This window comes from Fibrobacter sp. UWOV1, from assembly GCF_900142495.1.
In the GTDB taxonomy this organism is placed as follows: Bacteria; Fibrobacterota; Fibrobacteria; order Fibrobacterales; family Fibrobacteraceae; genus Fibrobacter.
Genome location: NZ_FRBA01000013.1, coordinates 17,271 through 40,480, shown reverse-complemented (window position 1 = coordinate 40,480; position 23,210 = coordinate 17,271). Strand labels below are relative to the sequence as shown.

The following is a 23,210-nucleotide window of genomic DNA, read 5'->3' as shown; positions in this document are numbered from 1 at the left end:
GTTAATATTCCAAATGAATGACGGTCCCATCATTTCGATAAAATTCTAATTCCCTATTCCCCGTCCATTTTACATCAGAACACATTATTTCATCTTTTGCCAAAGAACAAACTCTCACTCCCAACTCCATCATATTTCCACAAAAACGACCATCAAATAATTTTTCCATCGGAGCAAAAATACTATCCTTTTCATTTTTCAATACAAAGCTATTTCCGTCTTTTTCATCCAACAGCAAGCAATACACATCATCATCCCAAGCCCTTACATCATCGCACACCTTTATCCATTCCAAATTTTTATCAAGCCGCTTGTAAGTTAACGTTTTCTCTATCGTATCCAAGACTGCATATTGACAACTATCTTCTCCAGCAGAGAGATTTCCTCCCAGTGCGATAAATGTTCCATCCAGCCATTGGTGCATTCGTTCAATTTTAGAAGAATGCGAACAACCTTCATTCTTTCTTGAAATCTTCATTTCATGCGCAGTTTCGCCAATCTTCCATAAAAGAATGTTTTTTTCTTCCCAACGCCAGAAAATGGAATCCGTCAGTTGATACCAACGATAGCCGCCTCTTTTATTCGTGAGGGAATCAGTCCATCGAGGCCCATCTTCCTGCACACGGTAATTAAAAACAAGCAATCGGTCATGACCACAAGACTCATCTTCGCTATAACCGCCATTCCATGTTTCGGTAGTTTCAAGCCACTCTCTGCAATCGTACGCAACGACCAACGAATCATCCATGAAACCGGCAATCAACGGAGTACCCCTGCCATCACTCCATTTAAACTCCACCCTGTCGCTGCACCCCCACATGCTTACGCACGCGAGCGCAAGCGCCAAAAGTGCAAGCAGACCTTCAATTTCAAACTTTTTCAACAGATTTTTCATACTCTGTTCTCCTTAAAACTTTTTCTGCGTATTTTACTACAAAATAATAGCAAACCAACTTGCATATTCAGTGCACCAGTTCCTTCATGGAGACTGTCTAAAGTTATAACCTTATCAACATCGCCGTTATATCCATCCCCTTGTACATACTCACGCGAGGCAAGACCGCCCATACTATGTGCGATAAGAATGTTACGGTGAGCATGGAAGCCAATGGAGTCAATGAGTGTATAGTTTCTATAATTTCGAGGATTTGTTCGATCTAAAATCAACTTATTTCTTCCTCGCAAACGCATTTCTTCGGCTTCTTCCGTCAGAGAGCGACGAACATTGCATTCATCTCTTCCCTTCCACCCTCGATTACCAATTTCACCTCCATTCACTACAGGCGTATTCGCAGGGTTTACAAAAGGACGATTCAGATATATTCCAAACCGATCTTTTCGCTCGCCGTCAAGAATCTTATCATTTATCCAATCCGGGAGTGTTTTTATCATACCAGTCGCAGTAGAACGGCTATCATCCAGAAGTCCTTCTTTGAGATAGCCATCAATTCGACCAAAATCACTCGTTGAATCCGTATAATACTCAAAAGGAGCCTTCAAATCGGAGGCTTCACAATCAACACCCGACAAACTATCCGCAGCACCATGAACAAGTATTATATTGTAGCGTTCTATGCTTTCCATAGGCTTCGCGTACACAAGCATAGTCATCACTACTATAACCAACAAAAATCTTTTCATCGGACTTTTCTCCAAAACAACAGTTTTCCTTCTTCAAAATCAATTTTTAGTAAATTACGATTTAACGTTCCTATATCAAGCATCACATAAGAATTCATAAAAGTCAAAACGGGATTCATAGCTTGTCCACCATCAAATAATTCATACGTCCACAACGAATCTTTAACGCCCTTTTCATCTTTCAAAAAAATTCCATCTTGATAGCGTTCATAATACGAGATGATCGTATCCTTTTCAAACACACCCACACAATACTTAGCTCCTTCATGAATCCACAAATCAGAACAGCCTTCCGCAAATTCATCCAGTTTTTCATAACCCGTTATTTTCTTTTTTTCCACATCCACGATTGCGTAGCCGCAATCTTCAGTACTCCCCACAAGCCGCCATTTCCCATTGCCCCAAGGACGAATTGAACCAACTTTTTCTCTTGTACTGCAGCCGTCCCATTCAAAATACCCCAAGTCTTCAGAACCCCTACCTAAAGTCCACTTGTAGAAACGAGTTTTACTTTTATCGAATTCAATCACCGTCGAATCATCCACCAAGTCATAAACATTTACAACATACTGATCCCTCAGTTTGTCACTTTTCCATACATTCTCTTCTGTATAGAAATTATCTACAACAATTCTTGTCCCCTTTTCCCTAGTAGAACAATCATCACCCAAGGGTTTGGCAAGGCAAGTCTCTATTTTCTTCTCTTCTATGTAAACAACAAGAGAATCACCAGAATAACCAACCAACCGAGTTCTAGAGACGTCCTCTTCACTCTCATCCCAGACACTAGAGCACCCCCACATACTTACGCAAGCAAACACCAGCATCAAGCCTGCAGTTAGACTAAAAACGATGTTCTTCATAAAAGTCTCCTTTGCCACCTATCACAGCCAGACACCGCCTAGAATCATGTGACAACAATCACACACAAATATACTCTATATTTTGTACAAAATCAAGTATAGTGGTTTGGACCAGTCGGCTTCCGACTTGAAGCGGAGCGGTATTGTCAAGCCCGAAAGGGATTGATTCTTATGGGTTGAATTCAAGTCATTTGCCGACTTGAAAGGAGCTTGACATGGGATTCAATTATTTCAAGACTTTGTTGTAAACTTCAATCTGGCGCTGAATGATTCCGTCCCAGGTGAAGCATTCGTGGATGCGCTTCTGGGCGCCGGCGAGCAGGTGCTTTACGAGTTCGGGCTCGGCGGCGAGGCGCTTATAGGCGTTTGCGAGGGCCTCGGGGTCTTTTTCGGGGACGAGGATTCCCGTTTCGCCGTCGATTACGACATCGGGGATTCCGCCCACATTGCTTGCCACAATCGGGAGGCCGAGTTCCATAGCCTCAATGAGTACGACGCCGAGGCCTTCGGTGTCGCCCTTGCTGTCGACAATCGCCGGGAGCGTGAAGACGTTTGCAGTCCTGTATTCATTGGCGAGCGCTTCGGGCGAAAGCTTTCCGGTGAAGATGATATCGGCAGGTAGCGCGGCAGAGCCGCCTTGGATTGCTTCGTCACTTGCGTTCCTCGCAATGACGTTTGCGGCTTGTTCTTTCAGTTGTTCGGTCAAATCGCCGACGCCGACGATGCGGATTTCGAACTGGTCACGGGGCAGGTACTTGGCCGCTTCAATCAGGTAGCGAATGCCCTTGCGTTCAATGTGGCGCCCGACGAACAAGATTTTGAACTTGTTATTTATCGGGTGCGGCTCCATTCCGAATTCCGAATTCCGATTTCCGAATTCAAGAGTCGTGCCGTACGGGCTCCATTCCACATCGACATTGCGGAGGGCCTTGATTTTACCAGCAGTAAAGCTCGAGTTCGCGAACACGGCTTGTGCCTGGCCGATTGCAAATTTAAGGAGCGGCTTGACCCATTTCTTTTTGCGGATAAGCAAGAGTTCTGCACCGTGGAAATTCAGCACCAGCGGAATTTTGAACAACTTAGCGGCACCGAGCGCGATGTAGGCGTGCGGAAACGGCCAATGCGCATGAATGATGTCGGGCTTAAACTTGCGGCAAATCTTGATGCACTTGAAGAACCCGCTGATAATGTAGGGGATCGCCAAGAGCTGCAGCCAGGGCTTATTCGCCATCTTGCTCGGGGCACCTTCTTCGTGCGTCAGGAATTCCCATTTGGCCGGCGCATAACGGAAACGGTTCACCTTGACGCCATCGATTTCGTGACTTTTGAGCCCCTTGTACGCAGGCGCCAGAACCTGGATGTCGAGGCCCGCTTTTTTAAGGTGCGCAATAGAGGTCCGCAACCAAGGGACTTCGGCGTCTTCGTGAAAGCGCGGGTAAACCGAACCGATGACTAAAACTTTTTGAACGCCGGATTGTTCAGTCATAACTACACAGCCGCCGGCGTGGGCGCGTTCTGAATGCAAGCCGGGTAAAGGATCGGCTTAATGACATTATCCAAAATGGCCTTGATTTTACCATTGTTGTCGGCGTCGGCCTTCTGTTCGATGCGGCCCTTCACGCGCAACCAGCCATCGAGTTTGGAATCGAGCAAAAGCATGCCGATTCCCGATTCGTGTTCCAGGAACCCGATAATATCGCTTCCGCGGCTACCACTGCTCAACACGGCAAAAATGGAATTCCAGAACTGCGTGAAATCGCCCTCGTCGGGCAGTTCCTTTTTCAGGGCTTCAAAGTCAAATTCCAGATATACAAACGAGCTGTCATCCTCGTCGCTGCGGATAATTTCTTCTTGACAACGTCTTTCAAAGATCTCTTCGGTATAAATCGAGATATTATACTTGTGTTTTCGTATCAAATTATAGAGCAGCTCTTTCATCATCGACTCAAATTTAGGCTATTTTTACGACATGCAGCGATTGTTAAAATTGAAAAAAGTGCTCAAGAACAGCATTTTGGCGACCTCCGTCGAAAATTTCAAGGGAATCAGGGCAGGAACCGCAAAATACCGCCACCTGACCGAAGACGAAATCCAGATTCTCGAAAAAAACGGTAACCGCTCCGAATCCTGGGACAAGGTCATGGTCGAACCGGACTTCGACGCAAACCGCATTATCCGTTCGTCGTTCATGGGCGAAGTCTACCTGCCTAAATTTTTCGGAACGCTTTTATTGCCGGGCGACGTGTCGTTCCCTACAGGCATTTACGACAGCCTTGTACACAATTGCTTTATCGAAAACGCATTGGTCCATAAGGTGGCCATGCTCAGCAACATTCTGGTTCGCAGCAGCGCGGTTATCCAGAACGTGGGCTCCATCATCAGTAGCGGAAAAATCAGCTACATGATCGGGAATTCCATGCACGTGGGCAACGAAATGGGCGGCCGTAAAGTCGCCGTGTTCCCCGAAATTACCATGGAACTTGTAGAAGCACAGCTGTTCCACAAGCCTGACCCCGAAGTCGCAGCAGCCTTCGACGAACAGCTCAAGGCCTACCGCGAAGAGACCGCGTTCCCGTTCGGCGTAGTGGGCAAGGGCGCCGTGGTCTGCAATACAAACATTATTCGTAACAGCTGGATCGGTGCGCACGCACGCATCGAGGGCGCCGAGAAAATCCGCAATTCCGTGGTGCTTTCTTCGCTCGAAGAACCGAGCCACGTTTACGATTCCGTGATTCTCGAAAATTCGAACGTGCAAAAGTCGGTCACCATTCACACCGGTGCCGAGGTGCAGGGTTCTGTACTCATGAGCCGCACCACAGTCGCCTGCAAGGCAATCGTGAAGTCTTCGATTATCGCGCCGTGCTGCCACATTGAAGAAGGCGAAGTCAACAGTTCTTACGTGGGCCCCATGACCCAGATGCACCACCACTCGCTCTTGATTGCGGCCCTTTGGCCCGAAGGCTGCGGAAACCTGGGCTACGGCGCAAACGTGGGCAGCAACCACACCGGCCGCATGCCCGACCAAGAAGTCATGCCCGGCCAGGGAATGTTCTTTGGCCTCGGCGTGAATATCAAGTTCCCCGCGAACTACCGCGAATCGCCTTTCACCTTGATTGCGACAGGACTTACCACGCTCCCGCAGCGCGTCAAATTTCCGTTCTCGCTGATTCGCCCGGGTGACCCGCAACTGGTGGGAGTGGCTCCTCGCCTGAACGAAATCGTACCCGGTTGGAACTACGCCCGCAACGCCTACGCGCTTGACCGCAACCTCTACAAGTATTCGCTGCGCGGCAAGGGCATTGTGCCCGCCACCTTCTACAGCATCTTTAGCCCCGAAACCGTGCGCTATGTTTTCGACGCCTACCAGCGCCTGCAAGTGAGCGCTATCCGCGACATTTACACCAAGGAACACATCGACGGCCTCGGCGAAAACTTTATGCGCGAACGCATTCGCCAGCAGGCGATCAAGACGTACCAGGAATACATGGAACGCTACGCGCTCGAGCAGATTATCACCCTGGTTGTAAACGATGCAAACCTGCAGGCGCAACCCGTAAAGGAATTGCGCCGCATGGCTACCAACGACGCAAACAAGGACGTGATGCGCGTGGTAGCCTTGCCCGAAACGTTCGACGATTTGCTCAAGCGATACCGCCAGCTTGAAAAGGACTGGTACGAACGCGTAACGCACGGACTCGACAAGGACAACGAACGCGGCCGCCAAATTTTTGACGACTACGATGACGCGCACCCGATCGACAAGGGATTCACCGAATGGGAAAAAGCCCGCGTCGAAGAAAAACTGCGCCGCCTGAATTCCATTGTCAAAACGAATAAGCCCGAATAGCAAAGATGAGTTCTGCCACGCTGATTCTCGCCCTATTGCTTGCCATTGAATTCGTGGCACGCCTCGTGCTCGAAATTCGCGAGCGCAGACTTACTCAAATGCGCGGGGGCATTTTTGCCGTACTGCGCCTGATTCCGCTATTGAATGACATCGTGCCGCTGCCCGAAAACAAGAAGGAACCTGCCGAAAACGAATTCGTGAAAAAACACGAAGAAGGCCACAAGGAATTGCGTCACGGCATTTTGCGGAACCTCGCTAAAGTGGCTCTGTTGCTGTTGGCCGTATGGCTGTTCGCCTTTTTGCTTGCAAGCCACGGCATGTCGCTTGTGGAATCTGTGCTGTGGTTACACCTGGCGGCCATTCCGTTCCGCATTGTATTCCATTTGTATTGCTGGCACCAGGAATACGAAGCCGACCGCTACGCCTTCGAAAAACTCGGCAAAAAAGTCGCCAAGGCGGCCATGCGAAACCTCGCCGAAAGCGAAATCCCGTACACAAAATTGTTCGCAGTCGTTTACCGCGAACACCCGACTGTCGCCATTCGCAGTCAAAAAATTTTGAACAAAGAAATTAAGGCGGCCTAATTCACGCGAGGACGGCGCCCCAGCACAAGAATCGCGCCGTTCACCACGAATGCGGCAATCATCAGGATATCCCCGGTATGCTGGCCAAGCGAACCCGGTAACGCCGGACACAGTTTACCCGAAAGCGAGAGGATTCCTCCTGCAATAATGGCAGCCCCTACAAACTTGGGCTTTGCCTTGAACCCTAAAAGTCCCCACAGAATGGGCACGGTAAATGCACCCGCATAAACCGCAAGCGCCAAAAGCAAGGTGCCGATGATGTCGGTAAATACAAGCGCGAGCAAGAGTGCCACGATTCCGTTCAGCAAGATGATGATACGGGCCTGGAATAGCGAAGGCTTGCGGCACAATCCGTTAATGATAATGGAACTGCTCAAAAGCGTGGTGTCGGCACTGCTCAGCACCACACTCAAAAGCGCAAGCGCAAACACCGGCAAAAGCGCCGACGGAAGCACAGCATCTGCAATCGCCGTAATGCGGGCGCCCTGCACGTGAGCAAAGTTCACACCATAAACCGCCAGGAACCCGATCACGAATGCAACAGGAATCAAGACGCATGCGGCCATGCCGATCGCCTTCTTGGCAGTCGCCGCATCCTTCGCGCAGAACATGCGGCTATAAATATCGGGGCCTGCCGTATACGTGGTGCCGTAAGTGAGAATCAGAAGGAACAAGTCTAGCGGCGTAAAGTTCGCGTTGAACGGGAACTTGGGCGCTACACTGGTCGTAGCGCTTGCCAACATGCTGCCGAGTTCACCGCCACCAAACTTTGCAAAGCCCGCCAGCAGCAAGAGCCCGACAATGATCAGGCATGCCTGCAAAAAGTCAGTACGCAAAATCGAAAGCTGGCCGCCCGCAAGCGTGTACCCCGTAAACACGACCGCCGAAACGATTGCGGCCGTCGTGTACGGCATCGAGGTAAAAGTCATCAGGAGCTTGGCCGCCGCAATAATCTGGGCCGCCACAATGCCTGTCCAGGCAACCGGAATCACAATGGTCGCCACCAGGCGCGGGCCCTTGCCGTACAGGTTCTCGACCAAATCCGGCAAGGAATATTTGCCATGCTCGTAGGCACGGCCCGCAATCGGAATCAACGCAAACAGGCCAAGCGCACCCACCAGCATGAACCAGCTCGCGGCCCCGCCGAGCTTTGCGCCGCTATCGACGGCGCCAATCACGGCCGACCCGCCAAGAATCGTTGCAACCAAGCTACCGGCCACCGCCTTCGCCGACGCCCCTTTGCGCGCCACGAAAAAATCGGGAATGTCCTTTACGCGCCGCGCACTGCGCACCGCAATCGCAATCAAAAATGCCAAGTATATAATTAAAGCAATGTTCATGTTCTTCCGTCATGCCCGCAACAGCAGGCATTTCCATTTCTAAAATTTAAAAAAAGGCTAAAGATTGCTTCGCCCCTTTCAGGGACTCGCAATGACGTGAATCTAGAATTTCCGGCTCATGACAAACATGACCGTGCGCAAGTCCCATTCACTTCCCACCTGCTTTTGCAGCAATTCTTCGGTGGTCGGGTAGCGGCGATTTTCGAACTTGCGGTTGCGCGAGACAGACGCCATGAGCATGCCGTTCCATTTTTCGCTTACCTTAATCGAGGCCATCGGAGTTATACTCACCGTTATGAAACCCGGATTGTAATCCTTGTACGCCTTGTCAAAATCATATTCGTGCTTGAAGCCGCTCGCATTCACCGAAAGCATGGCCATAGGCACGCGCTCGAACGGCATCATGTAAATCAGCGTGCCGCCGTACTTGTACTTGAATCCGTTCACCGTGTTTTCGTTGCCGGCCTTCCACACCTCTTTATCTTCGGCGCCTGTATACGCAGAATACTTGAATTCCGCCGTTCCCTTCAGAATAATCTTGGTCCAGTCGCTCTTGGGCAAGAACGCAAGCAACGGTATAGTGAGCGCCGAATGGTAACGCACGCCGTATGCGTACTCCATAAACATGACATCTTGCCGGTAGTTCCTTTTTTCAGTATCGTACACGCCCATGAATGTCACGGTTTTGCCATAGTTCAGCGCCGTCCCCGTATTCGCCTCGGCACCCAGTTCCAGCAAGTGCATCAACTCGATTGCGGCATCCAGTTTTAGGCCAACCCCGGCAAAGTTCACATCGCCTGCCGCCAAGCCCTTAAAGCTCAGCAGTTTGCCGAAATCCTGTTGCACCTTAAAATGGTACGTGTACGCGGGCGCCGCAAACGCGAAGAATGGCCAGTTGTGCAAGGTCTCTGAATTCCTGAGCGAATTATGCGGCAACAACAAAGCGGCAATCGAAAACACGCCCTCGCGCGAAGTCTTGAGCCCAGTGCTATCGGCCACGGCAACGGAATCTTTCTTGACTGCCGAGCTGTCGGCGGTTTCGGCGGCAACGGCGAACGCGACGCCAAACAGCACCATTACGAACACCAGCTTGCATATTTTTCGCCAAGACATAAGCCTTGGGAATATAGATAAACATCCCGCCCAAGTTGCCCCGCATACCCCAAAATTTGTATATTCTTGAGCACAGAGGTTTATATGTCTCGAATTTTTAGCTCTCTCGCAATTCTTTTTACCGCAATCGCATTTTGTGCCACAAGCGCCCTCGCCTTCGACGTATCGGTCAAGGCGAACGTCGATAACGCCCAGGTGTTCGTGGGCGACATGTTCAATTACGAAATCCAGGTGATGGCCCCCGAAAACGCAATCGTCGACTTGCCGAGCTTTGTCGGAAACCTCGGCAGTTTCGAAGTCAAGGAAATGAAGAACGAAAAGGTGACCGAGGGCATGCCCAAGGGTACCGCCAAGTTCGTGTGGAATGCAACGCTCAACACCTTCGTGAGCGGCGACTTCCTGATTGCCCCGCAGCAAGTGAGCGCCGTCGTCGGTAGCGATACCGTCAAGACAAGCACCGACCCCGTGGCAGTCAAGGTTTCTACCCGCACCACCGGCGAAGAAGAAGACATCCTGGAAGTCGAAGACCCGCTCGACGACCCACGCCTCCCGCAATGGCTCTACATCGTGCTGATTGTGGTGGGGGTCGCGCTGCTCGTGTTCCTCGGCTGGTTCCTGCATAAAAAGTTTGCAAAAGCAGGTGCCGCTCCCAGGCTCCCGCCGTACGAAGAAGCGGTACTTGCGCTCAAGGAACTCCGTCAGAAGAATTACCTCGCCGAAGGCAACCAGGGCGACTACTTTATGGCCCTCGGGTTCATTACCCGCCGCTACATAGAACGCCGTTTCGAAGTCGATATTCTGGATGCCACCGTGGCCGAACTCAAGCAGCGCATGGCGCACGTGGCAGGCCTTCCGCAGGCCTACAAGGAATCGGTCGTGACGCTTGCCGTCGAAACCGAACCGGTCAAGTTTGCCAAGATGAAACTCGAAGGCGAACGCTGCCGCTTCTGGGACGAATGGGCCGACCGCCTTTTGGAAGATACGAAGCCCACGCCGGAAGAGGAACAGGCCAAAAAGGATGCGCTCAAGGCAGCGGTACAAACCGTAAAGGCAGAACGCGCCAAGGCCAGCAAGAAATTATAGACTAGCGGATTGTTTATTCCAAGGCGTAGCTCACAAAAGCGAACCTCTGGCTATCGGGTGCCCAGGAATTCACGTTAATCGTGCCCTGACCGCCGAACAATTTCAACAACGTGCGCGGCTTGCTCCAGCCGCTTGCATCGCTGCCTGTCATCAGGCGGATTTCGACATCTTTATTCGGAACATGGTCGCCCGGGCGCACATCACTTTCGTGATATGCGATCATGACCACCTTCTTGCGGTCCGGCGAAATATGCGGGAACCAAGTATTCCAATGCGGGTCGTCGGTCATTTGCGTCTGCTCGGAACCGTCGGCCTTCATGCGCCAGGCCTGCATACGCCCCGTGCGCACCGAATTAAACCAGATGTATTCGTCGTCGCAGTCGTATTCCGGGCCGTCGTTTAGCCCGAGGGCGCTTGTAAGCCGCGTCTCGTTACCGCCCGCGGCAGGAATCGTATAAATGTCGTATTCGCCATTGCGTTCGGCGCAGTAGGCAAGCGTCTTGCCGTCAGTCGTAATGCCGTGCAAGTAACTCGGCGCAAGAGGCGTCACCAGTTCCGGCTCGCGGCCATCAAAGTAAACCTTGTAAATGCGAGAAAGGCCGTCTTCTTTGGTGTGGTGGCTTACATAAAGGCCCGAACCGTCAGAAGCGAGCACGTGGTCGTTATTGCAGTTGTCCACAAAATAGCTCGGCACTTCGGTAATCGAGCCGCCCTCGAGTTCGTACTTGTAGATTCGGCCTTCGCTGTTATATGTCAGGAACTTTCCGTCGGCACTCCAGTTCGGCGCCTCGATCACCTTGTCAAATTCCTTGAGCAACGTCGTCTTGCCCGTTTCGATATCGTAAACCTGCAAGAACGACTTGTTGCCAGAACGATCCCAGACTTCGCCCGGGCTCTGTTCGAACGGGTAAGATACGCCCCAGCTTTCGCGGAGTTTGTCCATCTGCGTCATCATCTGCATGGTCTTTGCATGCGGCATCTCGGGACATTCCTTAAGCCCCTTCTCGAGCGCCGCCTTGCAGCCAAGCACCTCGTACTCGTAGCAGTTTTCAATACGCGGCGGAGTCACCGATTCCACGAGCGCGCCCGCGACATCAAAGCGCTGGATTTCGACCATGTCGTTCAAGTTCTGCACGCGAATGAATCCTTCCGTGCCAAAAATCGTGCCGTCGTTCTTGAGCGGCGCCACCATAGACGTCTTGAGGTGCGCCACCTGGCCGTTCGAATAATTCAAATCGATCCAGTCCGTAGCATCGACACCCGTATGGAACTTGACGCAGGCGCTCTTCGTCTGAACGATATGGTTGCCTTGCCCGCCGATTTCGGGGTCTGTCAAGAACAAGTCTGCAAAAGTCAAACTGTAAATGCCCAAGTCCAGAAGCGCACCGCCCGCAAGGGATGGGTTACGCAAGCGTTCGATATGCGAAAGCGGCATCGAGAATTCCGCCTCCACGCCATGAACGCGGCCAATATTCCCGGCCAAAATCCAGTCACGCACCATTTGCACCGCCGGCAAAAAGCGCGTCCACATGGCCTCGCAAAGGAAGGTTCCCTTTTCTTCGGCAAGGGCAATCGCCTGCGAGGCAAGCAATGCATTCGCCGTAAACGCCTTTTCGACAAGCAAGTTCCTGCCGTGCTCAAGGCAAAGCATTATGTCGTTAAAATGTTTGGAATGCGGAGTCGCAATGTAAATCAGGTCGACTTGCGAATCTTGTGCGAGTTCTGCGTAGCTACCGTACGCGCACTTGAATCCGTAATCCGCCGCAAACTTCTGGGCCTTTTCTAAAGTACGCGATGCCACCGCATACGCCTCTACTCCCATACCGCGACTTTCGAGCGCCTTGACAGCTGCCGCCATCTTGGTCGCAATATGCCCACAACCGAGAATTGCAAACTTGAGAACCGATTTATTCATTGCATAACCTTTTTACAATGAATATAGACTTATTGCGGGCTCTTGGGAACGTCAAGCCCTCTACCAAGTGGATTCAAGTGTATACAAGCTGGTCTTTGGGGTAAAAAATGTATATTTCATGGTAGGGTTTCCCAAAGCACAAAAAGGAGGACGTGCTCATGAATATCCGCAAGCACCTGCAAAGACTCTTTCTCGCATCTACAGCTCTCTTCTGGGCAAGCTGCGGCGATGACGCTAATTCTAGCAGCCCGACCGTAGCTCCGGGAACCAATATTCCAAGCGACTCTACGACGCAAAATGCGCCTAGCGACTCCTTACAACGCAACGAAACCGACAAGGTTGACAGCGTTTCCAACACATCTTCGCAATGCCACGAAGCCGAAAAAATTCAAAAGAGGTCCTTGAACTCAGATCTAATTGAGGATCCTGTCAAGGCCGCAACAAGGAGCGCCGACCGCAATGCACAAATGGACATTTATGATGAAATAGACGGAGGCTTGATATATAATTACCTAGAACCTCCGAAATGTCTTCAAGATATGCTCGATACACTTGAAGCTCCTGTCTTTTTGTACGGTCCCATGGCCTTCTTTAACGATTCTATCGCGACAAAATTCGTATGCGACGACGGCACAACATACGCCAACGAGGAATACCTTAACTACCAAAAAGACCTGGAATCATACGAAAAGAATCTCGTCATCTTCAACGAGGCATACAGCCAGTTATACGAAAAAAGGTTAGCCGAACTCCAAAAGCAGTTGGATTCCTGCATTGATCAGTCGGAAGAAGCTGAGGAAATCGAGGAATAAACCATGAATATGACAAAGTTCACAACAGCATTGATTATGGCCATAGCCATGTTCATGGTAAATTGCGGAGATAGTTCCGAAGGTACCCCCGCAGCACCAGCAGAAACCTCCACTACAGTTCCCCCTGAAATTACGGCACCCGTTGAAACAACTCCCGTAATACCAGAAGATTCAGTCGAAGTCCCTTCTATAACCGTAACCGATTCCGTTGTGGACACCACCGAATATTCATGTCACGATTCAAAGTGGATTCCCAGAGAAAATTTCAATGCAACGATTATGTCTCTTCCAGAATTGCTTGCCTGGCGAAGAGGTACCTATTTGGCAAATACCACTTTTTATCGCATTCTTAAAGATACAGTCGCTCAACTCCACTACAAAAGCAATGAATTCGGGCTTTACCCCGACAGCACACCATACTGCCTCATAGAAATGATCGACACAATTGCAAACTATAAATCTAACCCATGGGCCAACGAAAAAAAATACGTAAGCAATGATTCTATTGCTATAGAAATCGAATGCAGCGACGGCACCGTTCACCCCAAAGAAAGTGATTATATAGAAACTCTAAATACGTACAAAAAGCAGCAAGAACGTTACAACCAAGTATACGATTCAATCTACGAGCAGTCCCTCCACGATATCAGGGCTCTATTGGATTCTTGCCTAAACCACCCGGAAAACTTCCCGCCCACCGACCCGGATTACGAAACGCGTTACCAATCCTATTGGCTAACTCACGACGAATTCGAAGATGATGATGAATAATCAAAAACTATACTAAATAATATTATGGGCGGCCCGATGGCCGCCTTATTTATTCCTTGATGCAACGGACTGTGGCTTTTTCTACGGGAGTATCAAAATCACTAATGTCAAGTCCGAACATCACATAATCTTCTTCGCCGTTTTCATCAACCCTTTCTTGAATTCCTGCATAACTTCCTTCTTCGTCCGATAACCAGAACCAGGAATTCAATTTATAGTTATCATGAACATAATAACTAGTATCCTTCACTCCGTCATACACATACGATTTTATCGTATCAATTGCAATAGGCTGCAAATTCATGCCCGACCAATTAGACCCGTTAACTTTCCAACCTGATTGCGACATCAATGTGCGAGTCGAGATTGTAAGGCCTTTGTTGTTGTGAATCTCATTTCTCAGCTTTCGCACAAAAGCATCCGAAGGGATATGCCATCCATCAGGGCAAGCCGTCTGAGCATCGGCCCAAGTATACAAGCTGTCGCCGCCAAACTTGAGATCTTCAGCCATCACGAGTTCGTCGGCATCCCACTCAAATTCTACCCATATGGCCTTGTATTTCTGCCCATCACGTTCATCAATCATCTCGTAATACCATTTGTGATCTTTTGCATCACATATGTATTTGTGGCCATCATATTCTCCAACCGCACCATCATCAAAGCAAAAGCCAAGCTCATCATCTATTCTTGTCGCAAGGCGCCAACTGTGATCCACGCAAATATATTTAGCACCTAAATTGAGCGTATCGTACAGTTTTGAATCGTCACAAGCGCCAAACTCAACTTCAATGCTATTAGCCATATCCCAACTTTCTCGGCAAATGTAATCTACCCTACCGAGCTTCACAATTTCTCCTAACCGATCTTCGGTACAATCCCCAAAAACATCCGACACGTATGCTTTTTTCCAATATCCATTCTTCATTACATACAAATCTTTCGCTACTCCAACTTCGCACAGCGTGTCACCTTTAGCGGCGCATTCTATAAATGCAGAATCTTCTGGAGTGTAGTTCCATCTATAATCGGAACCTCCATTCCATACAGCACACATAAAAACAGAATCCTGTAACGGGTAACGCTTATTCGCATTAGCCGAGTTGCATTCGCCTAGTGCAAAATCAAGTTTTTCTTTTAGCGTCGGAGTCACCCAAACCAGGTCTTTGCATTTATAATACTCTGAACCCACTTTTGCAACGACTCCTTCTCTTTCACGGGTACACTTACTTAGCGATTCGTATACGGTATTCTTATCATTTACGCAGCGGACATTCAACCTTGCGTCACGTTCAATGCTGCTATTATAACCAGACGTAGATATATGGAAAAAGTACAAATCGCCAAGTTCATCTTGTGAATCGATCATTTGAATCCAAAATGCAGCAATGCGACCCAAATAACGACATTCAGAACCTTCACAAATCCCCATAGGCTTTAAATTAAGCCCCACGGTATTTCCTCCATTACCAACAATAATCTCACCATCAATAGTATCATTATCCCAACCAGTTGTAGATTTTAAGGCCCAATTAGGACATTTTTCTTCCAACGAATCTGCCCAAAAATGCTTCCACACCCAGTCATCTATTGCTACCCATTCATCAAAATCCGACAAATGCCATCCATCGGGACATGCAATTTGCGCTTCGGCCCAAGTGTATCTCTCATCACCTTGACCAATCTTTTCGTCAGAATAGTTCAGGTTTTCGGCCATCCATGTCAGCTTGCCCATGGTAACGGTCTTGTAGGTTTTACCATCACGTGGATCAGTAAAACTGTCTGAAGTATCCCCCACTGGCGACGTTGTAGTAGTATCGTCAATTTGCTCCTGCGGAGTTAGAGGTTCAACTTGTTCAGAAGAACCGGACGATGAATCGTCACCGCATGCAAAAAGCAATAATGAAATTGCAAGAATCCACAAAAACCTTTTCATACTAGATATAAAATAACCAAAAAAGGGCTGTTCAAGACCTCTCCCGTAAAAATTTTACATAAATTTGGCTTCATGAAACATATCGAAGTTGTAGCAGGAATCATTCAAGATGGCGACAAGATTTTTGCTACGCAACGCGGCTACGGCGAACACAAGGGGTTCTGGGAGTTCCCTGGCGGCAAAATGGAAAGCGGCGAGACCCCGCAGCAAGCACTCGAGCGCGAACTCCAAGAAGAACTCGCCATCCAAGTGAACGTGGGTAAATTTCTTTGCACCGTGGAACACGACTACCCCGCCTTCCACCTGACCATGCACTGCTACTTTTGCACGATTGCCGGCGGCAAGGCGCCGGAACTTTTGGAGCACGAGGCAGCCAAGTGGCTCGCCCCTGCAGAACTGCACAGCGTAAACTGGCTAGGCGCCGACATAAAAGTCGTCGAAGCCATCGAAGCGCAATAGCTTTTTTCTATTGCTCAAGCAATTTGCTATTTTATTGTCATGAACATCCTGAAACACATCGCGACTTTTGCCGCAGCCGCAATTCTTGCTGCAGGCGCCTTCACCACCGCAAACGCTGCAGACGACATCAAAATCGTCAAGGTGAACGACAGTAATTTCGAAAAAGAAATCATGAAATCCAAAACGCCGGTCATCCTCGAAATCTCTTCGACCAGCTGCCCGCCCTGCCTCGTCATGATTCCCACACTCATCGGTATCGCTAAAAACTATAGCGACATCAAGGTCGCCTCGGTAGGTATCGACGAACCGGGCATCGACAAAATCAAGGCAACACTCCCCATTCAGGCATTCCCCACGTTCTTCCTGATTAAAGACGGCAAAATCGTGAACCGCCTCGTGGGCGTCGTCAAAGAAGAAGAAATCTTTGCCGCCATGCAGTATACGCCCAAGAAGAGCACCGCCAAAAACACCAAGAAATCCAAGAATTCGCCGAAAAACCTTGTTTGCAAGGTCAACGGACAGTTTAACGGCCTCAAGAACCTGGTGACTATCTCGTTCGAATTCGGCGACGCCGAAATCAAGAATGTCGACATCGTGACCGACGTATTCATTCCGCCCGAAATGGAAGACCACCGCGAAGACATTATCGCAAGAATGCGCGCAAGCGGCAAGGGCGAAGTCACCACCACCCTCACGGGCTTGCAAATTCATATCGACAACGATTGCCGATTCATGAAGGCGATGGACATGAAGCGTACTTCGACCTACGGCGAAATGCGCGCCGGGCTTGAGCTGCAAGGCTTCAATTGTAAATAATTTGTTTCAAATATCATTAAAGAGAGCAACCGGGCTATCCCGGCTGTTTTTTTATCCAAACTTTCATTTCGGATGTAATAAAAATAAAAGTTGAAATTAAGAATATTTTTCTATATTTGGGCGCGCCAAATTAATTTGGAGGAAATATGAATAACAAAGTTCTTTCTACTGCTATTATAGTAGTTGTTTCTAGTTTAATTTCTAGCGCCTGGGCCGCAAGACCCGAAGGCGATCCGACTTGCAGTTTTGTGGGTGGGGCATTCTTCAAGTCCAACAACACCCTGTATCTGGAATCGATCAACGACGAAAACGCAAAAGTCGAAGTCGATAACAATGCCGCGAATTGCATCAACAACAATGCAAACAGCAACTTCAAAGTCATTGTTGAACGCAGCACGGCTCTGGCAGCAAACTCTACCATCACCTTGCCGGCAAACTACCAGTCCGCAAACGAATGCGTCGACCTGTACGAACCCCTCAGCTACGGCAAAGACGAAAACGGCATGTGGATTTCCGCCGAAAAGCATGACATTGCCGATGGCGCCGCACACAGACCCATGCTGATGATCACCGATACCGACAAGGAAGAATGCCAAGGCATCAAGGAAATCGAATTCACGGCTACCGGCGTAACCGCTTCTACGCAGACTTCCGCCGAGCTTACATTAAGAAGCGAAGTCAGCAATCAGGGCGACTGGCTTATGCGCGGCTCTTACAGCTTTATCCGCTGGGACAAGGATCACGCCGACCTGGGTACCGTTTATGGTTATGCCGCCAAGAACAAGGGCGAAGTCAAAGCCGGCCAGTTCACCAAAGTCGGTGCAGGCGCCTTTGTTCCGCCGCTGCGCGCTTACCTGATTTACAAAGGCGACAAGGCTCTTCAAAAGTCTACTGAATCCGATGCCGCCGAACTGCCCGAAACGATTGGCGTAAAGCTCATCGACAAGAATAATGGCACTACCCGCCTTGCGCGCTGGAACATGGCCACGGGCGAAATCGTAAAGGTAAACGGTTGGTTCGATCTCAAGGGTCGCAAGCTGAACAGCAAGCCCCAAAACAAGGGCATGTTCATCGGCAACACCAATATTCAGAAATAATCACCGGGGGATTAGAGACTATGGAAAAGAAAGAATACGAAGCACCGAAAATGGAAATCGTCGATTTCGAAGCTCAGGCTTGCTTGCTCGCCGGCAGCGGCGAAGAGCCTGAAGGCTGCGATGATTATTGCGATGAACTCGGCTAATTAAGCCTGCTCGCCCACAATCACCTTGTAGAATTCAAGGAACTGTGCAGGCGAAAGTTCTTCGGCGCGAACGGTTGTCGGATAATCCAGGAGCTCGATTGCTTCCTGGATTTTCTTTTTGTCGTAAGCGCGGCCGAACGAGTTGGCAAGGGTCTTGCGCTTTTGAGTGAAGGCGGCGCGCACAAAGTCGAAGAATCCTTCGGGGGCCGCGAGCGCATCGGCCTTGGGCGTCAGGAGCATTGTGGCGCTATCGACATTCGGGCGGGGCGTAAAATGCTCGGGGCCAATCTTGCGGAGAATCTGCGTATCGGCGTAGGCGGACACAAGTACAGACAAACTTCCATAATTGCTGCTGCAGGGGCTTGCACAGATGCGTTCGGCGACTTCGAGCTGCACCATTCCCATGAAGCCCTTGGTCAAATGCAGTTTCGGCATCAGGCCCGCGATAATCGCCGTAGACACATTGTACGGCAAGTTTCCCGTGACCCAGGGCTTTTCGTGGGCATCCAGAAACGCCTGCAAGTCAAACTTCAGAAAATCAATGTTTTCGATATGGAAGTTTTCGCGGCCCTGGAATTTTTCTTGCAAAAATTCCACGCACTGCTCGTCGATTTCGACGGCAGTGAGTTGCACGGCGCGCTCAATCAAGTGCTCCGTCAAGGCGCCGTGCCCAGGGCCGATTTCAAGCACCCAGTCGCCCGCATTCGCAGGCAAATCGCCCGCAATCATCTGCGCGGTAGGTACATCCAGAAAGTTCTGGCCAAATTTACGGCGTCGTGCTCTATCCATACCGCCAAAGATAGAAATAAAAAGCCCGCAATTCAATTGCAGGCCTTTCAAGTTATACTTTAACGATTTTTCTAGAGTCTAGCCTTTACAAGCTTATACAAGTCGGCGAATACGGCATCGGGGCTGCGGTCGGCATCGATAGCCGCAACACAGTCACTGTAGTCACGGGCCGCGGCAAGGTAACCCTTGCGCACCCTCTCGAAAAATTCGGCCTTTTCGCTCTCCAGTCGATCGGGTGCCTCTCCCCGCTTCGCGGTGCGCGCGCGTCCCCGCTGCACATCAATGTCAAGCACCACGGTGAGCTCCGGAAAGCAACCGTCGCAAGTGATCTCGGTCAGGCGCTGCACAAGGTCTGCGCCCAAGCCGCGGGCATAACCCTGGTAGGCAAAAGTGCTCCAGGCAAATCGATCGGCAATCACGATCTTGCCCGCATCAAGCGCGGGCTGAATAATCTCTGCAATCACCTGGGCGCGTGCTGCATTGTACAACAACAGCTCCGTCTTGTCGCTCATGATTCCCTTGAAATTCGTATCCAAAAGAATCTCGCGCACGCGTTCCGAAATCTTTGCGCCGCCCGGTTCGCGCAGCTTCACCACGGAGTAGCCTTCCTTGGTGAGGGCGTCAATCAGCATATCGATCTGGGTCGTTTTGCCCGAACCGTCGATACCTTCTAAACTAAAAAAATGCTTAGACGTTTTCATAGTAGATTCACAATTACTTTAAAAGGTAGAAAAAAATTATGGTACGCCAAGAAAATACTATCTTTACAACGCTTTTTGCAACGAATGGAGTTTTGTATGGCCTCTGAAAATGCGATTATCGAACGTGCCGAAATGTACCTGCGCAAGCTCTCTTGCGGAATCAACCCCCTGACAGACGAAATCCTGCCCGAAGGGGATTCCTGCAAACAGGAACGCATCAGCAAGTGCCTCGCCTACGTCGCATCGCTTTTGCAGCAGCAGCTCAACCACGACCAGGTGGCCCCCATGCCCACCGCCGAAAAGCCGCGCGTAGCAAAGAAGAACGCGAAGCCCGCCATGCAAGATTTGGCCATCGACGCCGAAACCCTGAAGGGTTACCGCTTCTTTGATTACCCGGTTTCGATTTCCCGCGTGGTGCGCAACGTGAACGAACTTTTGCCCAAGAACATGAACCACCTGCTCTATGCCGACGTGGCAAACTTCCTGGTGCAAGAAGGCATTCTCGAAAGACAGTCCACCGAAAGCGGCACCGACGCCAATCTGCCCACCGCCAAGGGCGAAACCTACGGATTCGAAAAGGGCGAATCGGACCTGCGCGGCCACCACAACATTTATACGCAGTGCTGGCAACAGGCGCAGCAGTTCATTTTGGACAACATTCAAAAGTGCGTTGACATTGCAAACGAACGCTTTGCCAAGCGCAAGGCCAACCAGGCTCAAGATTTTCAAGACGACCAGGAATACGCTCCGAAGCGCATGCAAAGAGAAAAATTCCACCTGACCGCTGAACAGCTGGCCGACTACCCCGCCGAAGACACACCCGTGCCCGTGAGCGAAATCGCACGCCGCCTGAACACCCTTGTAGGCGAGAATATGGAACGCATCTACTACAAAGTCATTCGCGACTGGTACGTGGAACAAGGCTACCTTGAATTCAAGACATCGCCCGAAGGCCGCAGCGCATTCCTGCCCACCGAAAAGGGCTCCATGAGCGGACTCTTCGTGGAATCGCGCACCGGCAAAGACGGCGAACTCTACGACGTGGTGATGTACGATTCAAAAGCCCAGAAGATTTATCTGGACCACCTCGCAAGCGAAAACTAGCTAATTCCCCTATGAAAAGGCAAATTAATATTCCATTCATTTGCGCTCTTTTTTCGGCCGCACTGTTTTCTGCCTGTGACGACGGTTCATCCGCGCCCGAGGAGCCCGTTGACACCTTCGATGCAGCAGTGGTTTGTCCGGCAGATGGTATGAACGCTTACGGAGAACCGAACCGTGGTACCTTTACCGATGCCCGCGATGGCCAGGTTTATAAGTACACGACTATCGGCAACCAGGTATGGATGGCAGAGAACCTGAAATTCGATGCTCCCTATAGTTTGTGCTACGGCAAAATCGAAGGTTTTTGCGACACATTTGGAAGATTCTATAGTTTGCGTGAAGATGGCGGACAATTTGGCCTGCTTGATCGAGATTTGTTGGATACGGTATGCCCTGCAGGTTGGCATGTGCCTTCTATGGATGAATGGAATGTTTTGGCCAATAGTATGGGAGTAGGAGGACCTGCCATGGCTAGGTTAAAAAGTTCCGAACGCTTTGATGAAAATTACGAGCCTGGTACCGATGACTGTGGGTTTAGCTCGTTGCCTGCGGGAGAAATGTTTAAGACAGGAGATGTTTCGGGTGCATACAGATTTGACGTTTATTGGACGTCAACTGCTATGGATTTGCAATCCACATATGCCCCTAGCTTAAATAGTTATCGTGGAATTTCGTTTGGCCAAGGTGCTGCTAAAATGGTTCTGCGTTGTGTAAAGGATTGAATATGAAAAGTCAAATGCATTTTTCATTTGTTTGTGCGGTGTTGTTCTTTTTGTTGTTTTCCGCTTGTTCCGATAATGGTTCTTCGGCGGAGAATGTATTTGATGCTTCTGTCGTTTGCCCTGCTGAAGGGACGAATGTCTATGGCGAACCGAATCGCGGGACATTTACGGACGCCCGAGACGGACATGTGTATAAATACACGACTATCGGAAACCGAGTGTGGATGGCGGAGAACCTGAATTATGATGTTGAATTTGGTTTGACGAGTTGTGTTGTAAAAGATGACTGTTCCTCAAAGGGCCGTGTTTATGGTGTGGTAAATTCGCTGGGAGCATGTCCGGAAGGGTGGCATCTGCCAAGCAATGATGAATGGGCAGAACTTTTTGATAATGTTGGTGGAAGTGATAGTGCTGGAATTCGTCTTAAGGCGACCTCTGGGTGGATTCCCTTGAATCCTGGACAGCTTTCTAACGGAACGGATGATTGTGGTTTTGCTTTGTTGCCGATGCCGACAGGTATAATATCTAGCAGCAGAGTGTATGATGGTTATGAGGCAAGGCTTTGGGCAACTGATGTTGCTCTTGTTGAAGCGTACATTAATGGCCGTGAGTTCCGTGAAGATGATACAATGACCGGAGTTCTTTTTGAAACACAATATGTGTATGCGCGTGCGTCAAGATTTTATGGAGCGGCAATCCGTTGCATAAGGGATAATGATGAAAAATAAAACAAATTTTTTGTTTGTCAGTGTTGCTCTGTTTGCTTTGTTACTGACATCATGTTCTGATGATAGTTCTTCTGCAAATGAACCTACCGACACCTTCGATGCGGCGGTGGTTTGCCCGGCAGACGGTATGAACGCCTACGGAGAACCGAACCGTGGCACCTTTACCGATGCCCGCGATGGCCAGGTTTATAAGTACACGACTATCGGCAACCAGGTATGGATGGCCGAGAACCTGAAATTCGATGCGCCTTACAGTTTGTGCTATGGGAAAATTGAAGGATTTTGTGATACATTTGGAAGATTCTATTCGTTGCATGTAAATGGCGAATATTTTGATTTATTCGATCAAGAACTACTAGATACAATCTGCCCTGCAGGTTGGCACGTGCCTTCTGTTGAAGAATGGAATAAACTGGCTGACAGTATGGGAGGAGCTGATAACGCTGGACATAGATTAATGAGTTCTCTTGATTTTGGAGAACGTTATAAACCCGGTTCTGACGACTGTGAATTCAACTCGTTACCTGCAGGATATTGGCTTAAGGACGGGAATCTTTATTTTGAATACTCGGGTTCAACTTATTGGTCATCTACAGCTAAAGACTTGGGATCTTCTTATAGCTGCGGGCTTACTAGTAAAGAATTTGGCTGTGACCTAAATCAGCCTAAGATGACAATTCGTTGTTTAAAGGATTAGTTTTAGCATACATTCCCTTAATAAAAAAACACCCGGAACCTTTTTT

The 23,210-nt window shown here is 49.6% G+C and carries 24 protein-coding genes and 1 pseudogene; 13 read left to right on the top strand and 12 right to left on the bottom strand.

Going from position 1 to position 23,210, the window contains the following annotated elements:
- Position 1 precedes the first annotated feature (1 nt).
- The 5 genes from BUC02_RS13940 to BUC02_RS13920 form a co-directional block, all read right to left on the bottom strand.
- A complete protein-coding gene (locus BUC02_RS13940; RefSeq protein WP_073323552.1) occupies positions 2 to 895 on the bottom strand; it encodes a hypothetical protein in 894 nt (297 codons plus the stop codon).
- Positions 892 to 1,584 carry an esterase/lipase family protein gene (locus BUC02_RS13935; RefSeq protein WP_217653090.1) on the bottom strand — a complete coding sequence of 231 codons (693 nt, stop codon included), beginning with the start codon at positions 1,582 to 1,584 and terminating at the stop codon, positions 892 to 894. The genes BUC02_RS13940 and BUC02_RS13935 overlap by 4 nt, the downstream gene beginning before the upstream one ends.
- A gap of 53 nt (positions 1,585 to 1,637) precedes the next feature.
- A complete protein-coding gene (locus tag BUC02_RS16330; protein ID WP_073323548.1) occupies positions 1,638 to 2,504 on the bottom strand; it encodes a hypothetical protein in 867 nt (288 codons plus the stop codon).
- Positions 2,505 to 2,730: 226 nt separating this feature from the next.
- Positions 2,731 to 3,990, bottom strand: coding sequence for a glycosyltransferase (locus BUC02_RS13925; protein ID WP_073323546.1), 1,260 nt, complete (start codon positions 3,988 to 3,990; stop codon positions 2,731 to 2,733).
- Positions 3,991 to 3,992: 2 nt separating this feature from the next.
- Entirely contained in the window at positions 3,993 to 4,445 is a 453-nt protein-coding gene (locus tag BUC02_RS13920; RefSeq protein WP_073323544.1) for a hypothetical protein, read from the bottom strand.
- A gap of 28 nt (positions 4,446 to 4,473) precedes the next feature.
- Between BUC02_RS13920 and BUC02_RS13915 the strand changes: the two genes are divergently transcribed.
- The gene (locus BUC02_RS13915) at positions 4,474 to 6,351 is read left to right on the top strand and encodes a DUF4954 family protein (protein WP_073323542.1); all 1,878 of its coding nucleotides are present in this window, start codon (positions 4,474 to 4,476) and stop codon (positions 6,349 to 6,351) included.
- Between the two features lie 5 nt (positions 6,352 to 6,356).
- Positions 6,357 to 6,935, top strand: coding sequence for a M48 family metalloprotease (locus BUC02_RS13910; RefSeq protein WP_073323540.1), 579 nt, complete (start codon positions 6,357 to 6,359; stop codon positions 6,933 to 6,935).
- Here the strand turns inward: BUC02_RS13910 and BUC02_RS13905 are convergent.
- Entirely contained in the window at positions 6,932 to 8,275 is a 1,344-nt protein-coding gene (locus tag BUC02_RS13905; RefSeq protein WP_073323538.1) for a sodium:solute symporter family protein, read from the bottom strand. The genes BUC02_RS13910 and BUC02_RS13905 overlap by 4 nt on opposite strands.
- Before the next feature lie 102 nt (positions 8,276 to 8,377).
- A complete protein-coding gene (locus BUC02_RS13900) occupies positions 8,378 to 9,388 on the bottom strand; it encodes a hypothetical protein (protein WP_139261188.1) in 1,011 nt (336 codons plus the stop codon).
- Between the two features lie 84 nt (positions 9,389 to 9,472).
- Between BUC02_RS13900 and BUC02_RS13895 the strand changes: the two genes are divergently transcribed.
- Positions 9,473 to 10,471, top strand: coding sequence for a hypothetical protein (locus BUC02_RS13895; protein WP_254794234.1), 999 nt, complete (start codon positions 9,473 to 9,475; stop codon positions 10,469 to 10,471).
- A 13-nt stretch (positions 10,472 to 10,484) separates the two neighbouring features.
- Here BUC02_RS13895 and BUC02_RS16795 read toward each other — a convergent pair whose 3' ends face one another.
- Both BUC02_RS16795 and BUC02_RS16790 read right to left on the bottom strand, forming a co-directional pair.
- Entirely contained in the window at positions 10,485 to 11,324 is an 840-nt protein-coding gene (locus BUC02_RS16795; RefSeq protein WP_371341035.1) for a TolB family protein, read from the bottom strand.
- Between the two features lie 297 nt (positions 11,325 to 11,621).
- Positions 11,622 to 12,386, bottom strand: a pseudogene (locus BUC02_RS16790) (Gfo/Idh/MocA family protein); the annotation flags it as partial.
- A gap of 158 nt (positions 12,387 to 12,544) precedes the next feature.
- On the opposite strand from BUC02_RS16790, the gene BUC02_RS13885 reads away from it, so the two are divergent.
- On the top strand, positions 12,545 to 13,198 hold the full coding sequence (locus BUC02_RS13885) for a hypothetical protein (RefSeq protein WP_073323532.1): 654 nt from the start codon (positions 12,545 to 12,547) through the stop codon (positions 13,196 to 13,198).
- 3 nt (positions 13,199 to 13,201) lie between these two features.
- Positions 13,202 to 13,969 carry a hypothetical protein gene (locus BUC02_RS15960; protein ID WP_139261186.1) on the top strand — a complete coding sequence of 256 codons (768 nt, stop codon included), beginning with the start codon at positions 13,202 to 13,204 and terminating at the stop codon, positions 13,967 to 13,969.
- Between the two features lie 49 nt (positions 13,970 to 14,018).
- Here the strand turns inward: BUC02_RS15960 and BUC02_RS13875 are convergent, their stop codons facing one another.
- The gene (locus BUC02_RS13875; RefSeq protein WP_083564608.1) at positions 14,019 to 15,905 is read right to left on the bottom strand and encodes an FISUMP domain-containing protein; all 1,887 of its coding nucleotides are present in this window, start codon (positions 15,903 to 15,905) and stop codon (positions 14,019 to 14,021) included.
- Between the two features lie 72 nt (positions 15,906 to 15,977).
- Here BUC02_RS13875 and BUC02_RS13870 point away from each other — a divergent pair, with 72 nt between their 5' ends.
- From BUC02_RS13870 to BUC02_RS16650, 4 genes are all read left to right on the top strand, one after another.
- Positions 15,978 to 16,364 carry a (deoxy)nucleoside triphosphate pyrophosphohydrolase gene (locus BUC02_RS13870; RefSeq protein ID WP_073323526.1) on the top strand — a complete coding sequence of 129 codons (387 nt, stop codon included), beginning with the start codon at positions 15,978 to 15,980 and terminating at the stop codon, positions 16,362 to 16,364.
- 39 nt (positions 16,365 to 16,403) lie between these two features.
- Entirely contained in the window at positions 16,404 to 17,180 is a 777-nt protein-coding gene (locus tag BUC02_RS13865; protein WP_073323524.1) for a thioredoxin family protein, read from the top strand.
- Positions 17,181 to 17,326: 146 nt separating this feature from the next.
- A complete protein-coding gene (locus tag BUC02_RS13860) occupies positions 17,327 to 18,277 on the top strand; it encodes a hypothetical protein (protein ID WP_073323522.1) in 951 nt (316 codons plus the stop codon).
- 20 nt (positions 18,278 to 18,297) lie between these two features.
- Positions 18,298 to 18,423, top strand: a complete 126-nt coding sequence (locus tag BUC02_RS16650) for a hypothetical protein (RefSeq protein WP_255406461.1) — start codon at positions 18,298 to 18,300, stop codon at positions 18,421 to 18,423.
- Here the strand turns inward: BUC02_RS16650 and rsmA are convergent, their stop codons facing one another.
- Together rsmA and tmk are read right to left on the bottom strand one after the other, a co-directional pair.
- Positions 18,424 to 19,212: a 16S rRNA (adenine(1518)-N(6)/adenine(1519)-N(6))-dimethyltransferase RsmA gene (rsmA, locus tag BUC02_RS13855; RefSeq protein WP_073323558.1), complete on the bottom strand. Its 789-nt coding sequence runs from the start codon at positions 19,210 to 19,212 to the stop codon at positions 18,424 to 18,426.
- Positions 19,213 to 19,283: 71 nt separating this feature from the next.
- Positions 19,284 to 19,913 carry a dTMP kinase gene (gene tmk / locus BUC02_RS13850; protein ID WP_073323520.1) on the bottom strand — a complete coding sequence of 210 codons (630 nt, stop codon included), beginning with the start codon at positions 19,911 to 19,913 and terminating at the stop codon, positions 19,284 to 19,286.
- Positions 19,914 to 20,009: 96 nt separating this feature from the next.
- Between tmk and BUC02_RS13845 the strand changes: the two genes are divergently transcribed.
- Genes BUC02_RS13845 through BUC02_RS13830 form a run of 4 tightly spaced genes read left to right on the top strand, consistent with a single transcriptional unit; the run spans position 20,010 to position 23,164 of the window.
- Complete coding sequence (locus BUC02_RS13845) at positions 20,010 to 21,017, top strand: hypothetical protein (RefSeq protein WP_254794233.1); 1,008 nt, start codon at positions 20,010 to 20,012, stop codon at positions 21,015 to 21,017.
- An 11-nt stretch (positions 21,018 to 21,028) separates the two neighbouring features.
- Complete coding sequence (locus BUC02_RS13840) at positions 21,029 to 21,739, top strand: FISUMP domain-containing protein (RefSeq protein WP_073323516.1); 711 nt, start codon at positions 21,029 to 21,031, stop codon at positions 21,737 to 21,739.
- A 2-nt stretch (positions 21,740 to 21,741) separates the two neighbouring features.
- Positions 21,742 to 22,467 (top strand): FISUMP domain-containing protein, encoded by a 726-nt coding sequence (locus BUC02_RS13835; RefSeq protein WP_073323513.1) that lies wholly within the window; start codon positions 21,742 to 21,744, stop codon positions 22,465 to 22,467.
- Complete coding sequence (locus tag BUC02_RS13830) at positions 22,454 to 23,164, top strand: FISUMP domain-containing protein (RefSeq protein ID WP_073323511.1); 711 nt, start codon at positions 22,454 to 22,456, stop codon at positions 23,162 to 23,164. The genes BUC02_RS13835 and BUC02_RS13830 overlap by 14 nt, the downstream gene beginning before the upstream one ends.
- The last annotated feature ends 46 nt before the right edge of the window (positions 23,165 to 23,210 follow it).

Bases quoted from the DNA above. Each gene is read 5' to 3' on its own strand.
- BUC02_RS13940 (WP_073323552.1), bottom strand. From the start codon at position 895: ATGAAAAATCTGTTGAAAAAGTTTGAAATTGAAGGTCTGCTTGCACTT.
- BUC02_RS13935 (WP_217653090.1), bottom strand. From the start codon at position 1,584: ATGGAAAGCATAGAACGCTACAATATAATACTTGTTCATGGTGCTGCG.
- BUC02_RS16330 (WP_073323548.1), bottom strand. From the start codon at position 2,504: ATGAAGAACATCGTTTTTAGTCTAACTGCAGGCTTGATGCTGGTGTTT.
- BUC02_RS13925 (WP_073323546.1), bottom strand. From the start codon at position 3,990: ATGACTGAACAATCCGGCGTTCAAAAAGTTTTAGTCATCGGTTCGGTT.
- BUC02_RS13920 (WP_073323544.1), bottom strand. From the start codon at position 4,445: ATGATGAAAGAGCTGCTCTATAATTTGATACGAAAACACAAGTATAAT.
- BUC02_RS13915 (WP_073323542.1), top strand. From the start codon at position 4,474: ATGCAGCGATTGTTAAAATTGAAAAAAGTGCTCAAGAACAGCATTTTG.
- BUC02_RS13910 (WP_073323540.1), top strand. From the start codon at position 6,357: ATGAGTTCTGCCACGCTGATTCTCGCCCTATTGCTTGCCATTGAATTC.
- BUC02_RS13905 (WP_073323538.1), bottom strand. From the start codon at position 8,275: ATGAACATTGCTTTAATTATATACTTGGCATTTTTGATTGCGATTGCG.
- BUC02_RS13900 (WP_139261188.1), bottom strand. From the start codon at position 9,388: ATGTCTTGGCGAAAAATATGCAAGCTGGTGTTCGTAATGGTGCTGTTT.
- BUC02_RS13895 (WP_254794234.1), top strand. From the start codon at position 9,473: ATGTCTCGAATTTTTAGCTCTCTCGCAATTCTTTTTACCGCAATCGCA.
- BUC02_RS13885 (WP_073323532.1), top strand. From the start codon at position 12,545: ATGAATATCCGCAAGCACCTGCAAAGACTCTTTCTCGCATCTACAGCT.
- BUC02_RS15960 (WP_139261186.1), top strand. From the start codon at position 13,202: ATGAATATGACAAAGTTCACAACAGCATTGATTATGGCCATAGCCATG.
- BUC02_RS13875 (WP_083564608.1), bottom strand. From the start codon at position 15,905: ATGAAAAGGTTTTTGTGGATTCTTGCAATTTCATTATTGCTTTTTGCA.
- BUC02_RS13870 (WP_073323526.1), top strand. From the start codon at position 15,978: ATGAAACATATCGAAGTTGTAGCAGGAATCATTCAAGATGGCGACAAG.
- BUC02_RS13865 (WP_073323524.1), top strand. From the start codon at position 16,404: ATGAACATCCTGAAACACATCGCGACTTTTGCCGCAGCCGCAATTCTT.
- BUC02_RS13860 (WP_073323522.1), top strand. From the start codon at position 17,327: ATGAATAACAAAGTTCTTTCTACTGCTATTATAGTAGTTGTTTCTAGT.
- BUC02_RS16650 (WP_255406461.1), top strand. From the start codon at position 18,298: ATGGAAAAGAAAGAATACGAAGCACCGAAAATGGAAATCGTCGATTTC.
- rsmA (WP_073323558.1), bottom strand. From the start codon at position 19,212: ATGGATAGAGCACGACGCCGTAAATTTGGCCAGAACTTTCTGGATGTA.
- tmk (WP_073323520.1), bottom strand. From the start codon at position 19,913: ATGAAAACGTCTAAGCATTTTTTTAGTTTAGAAGGTATCGACGGTTCG.
- BUC02_RS13845 (WP_254794233.1), top strand. From the start codon at position 20,010: ATGGCCTCTGAAAATGCGATTATCGAACGTGCCGAAATGTACCTGCGC.
- BUC02_RS13840 (WP_073323516.1), top strand. From the start codon at position 21,029: ATGAAAAGGCAAATTAATATTCCATTCATTTGCGCTCTTTTTTCGGCC.
- BUC02_RS13835 (WP_073323513.1), top strand. From the start codon at position 21,742: ATGAAAAGTCAAATGCATTTTTCATTTGTTTGTGCGGTGTTGTTCTTT.
- BUC02_RS13830 (WP_073323511.1), top strand. From the start codon at position 22,454: ATGATGAAAAATAAAACAAATTTTTTGTTTGTCAGTGTTGCTCTGTTT.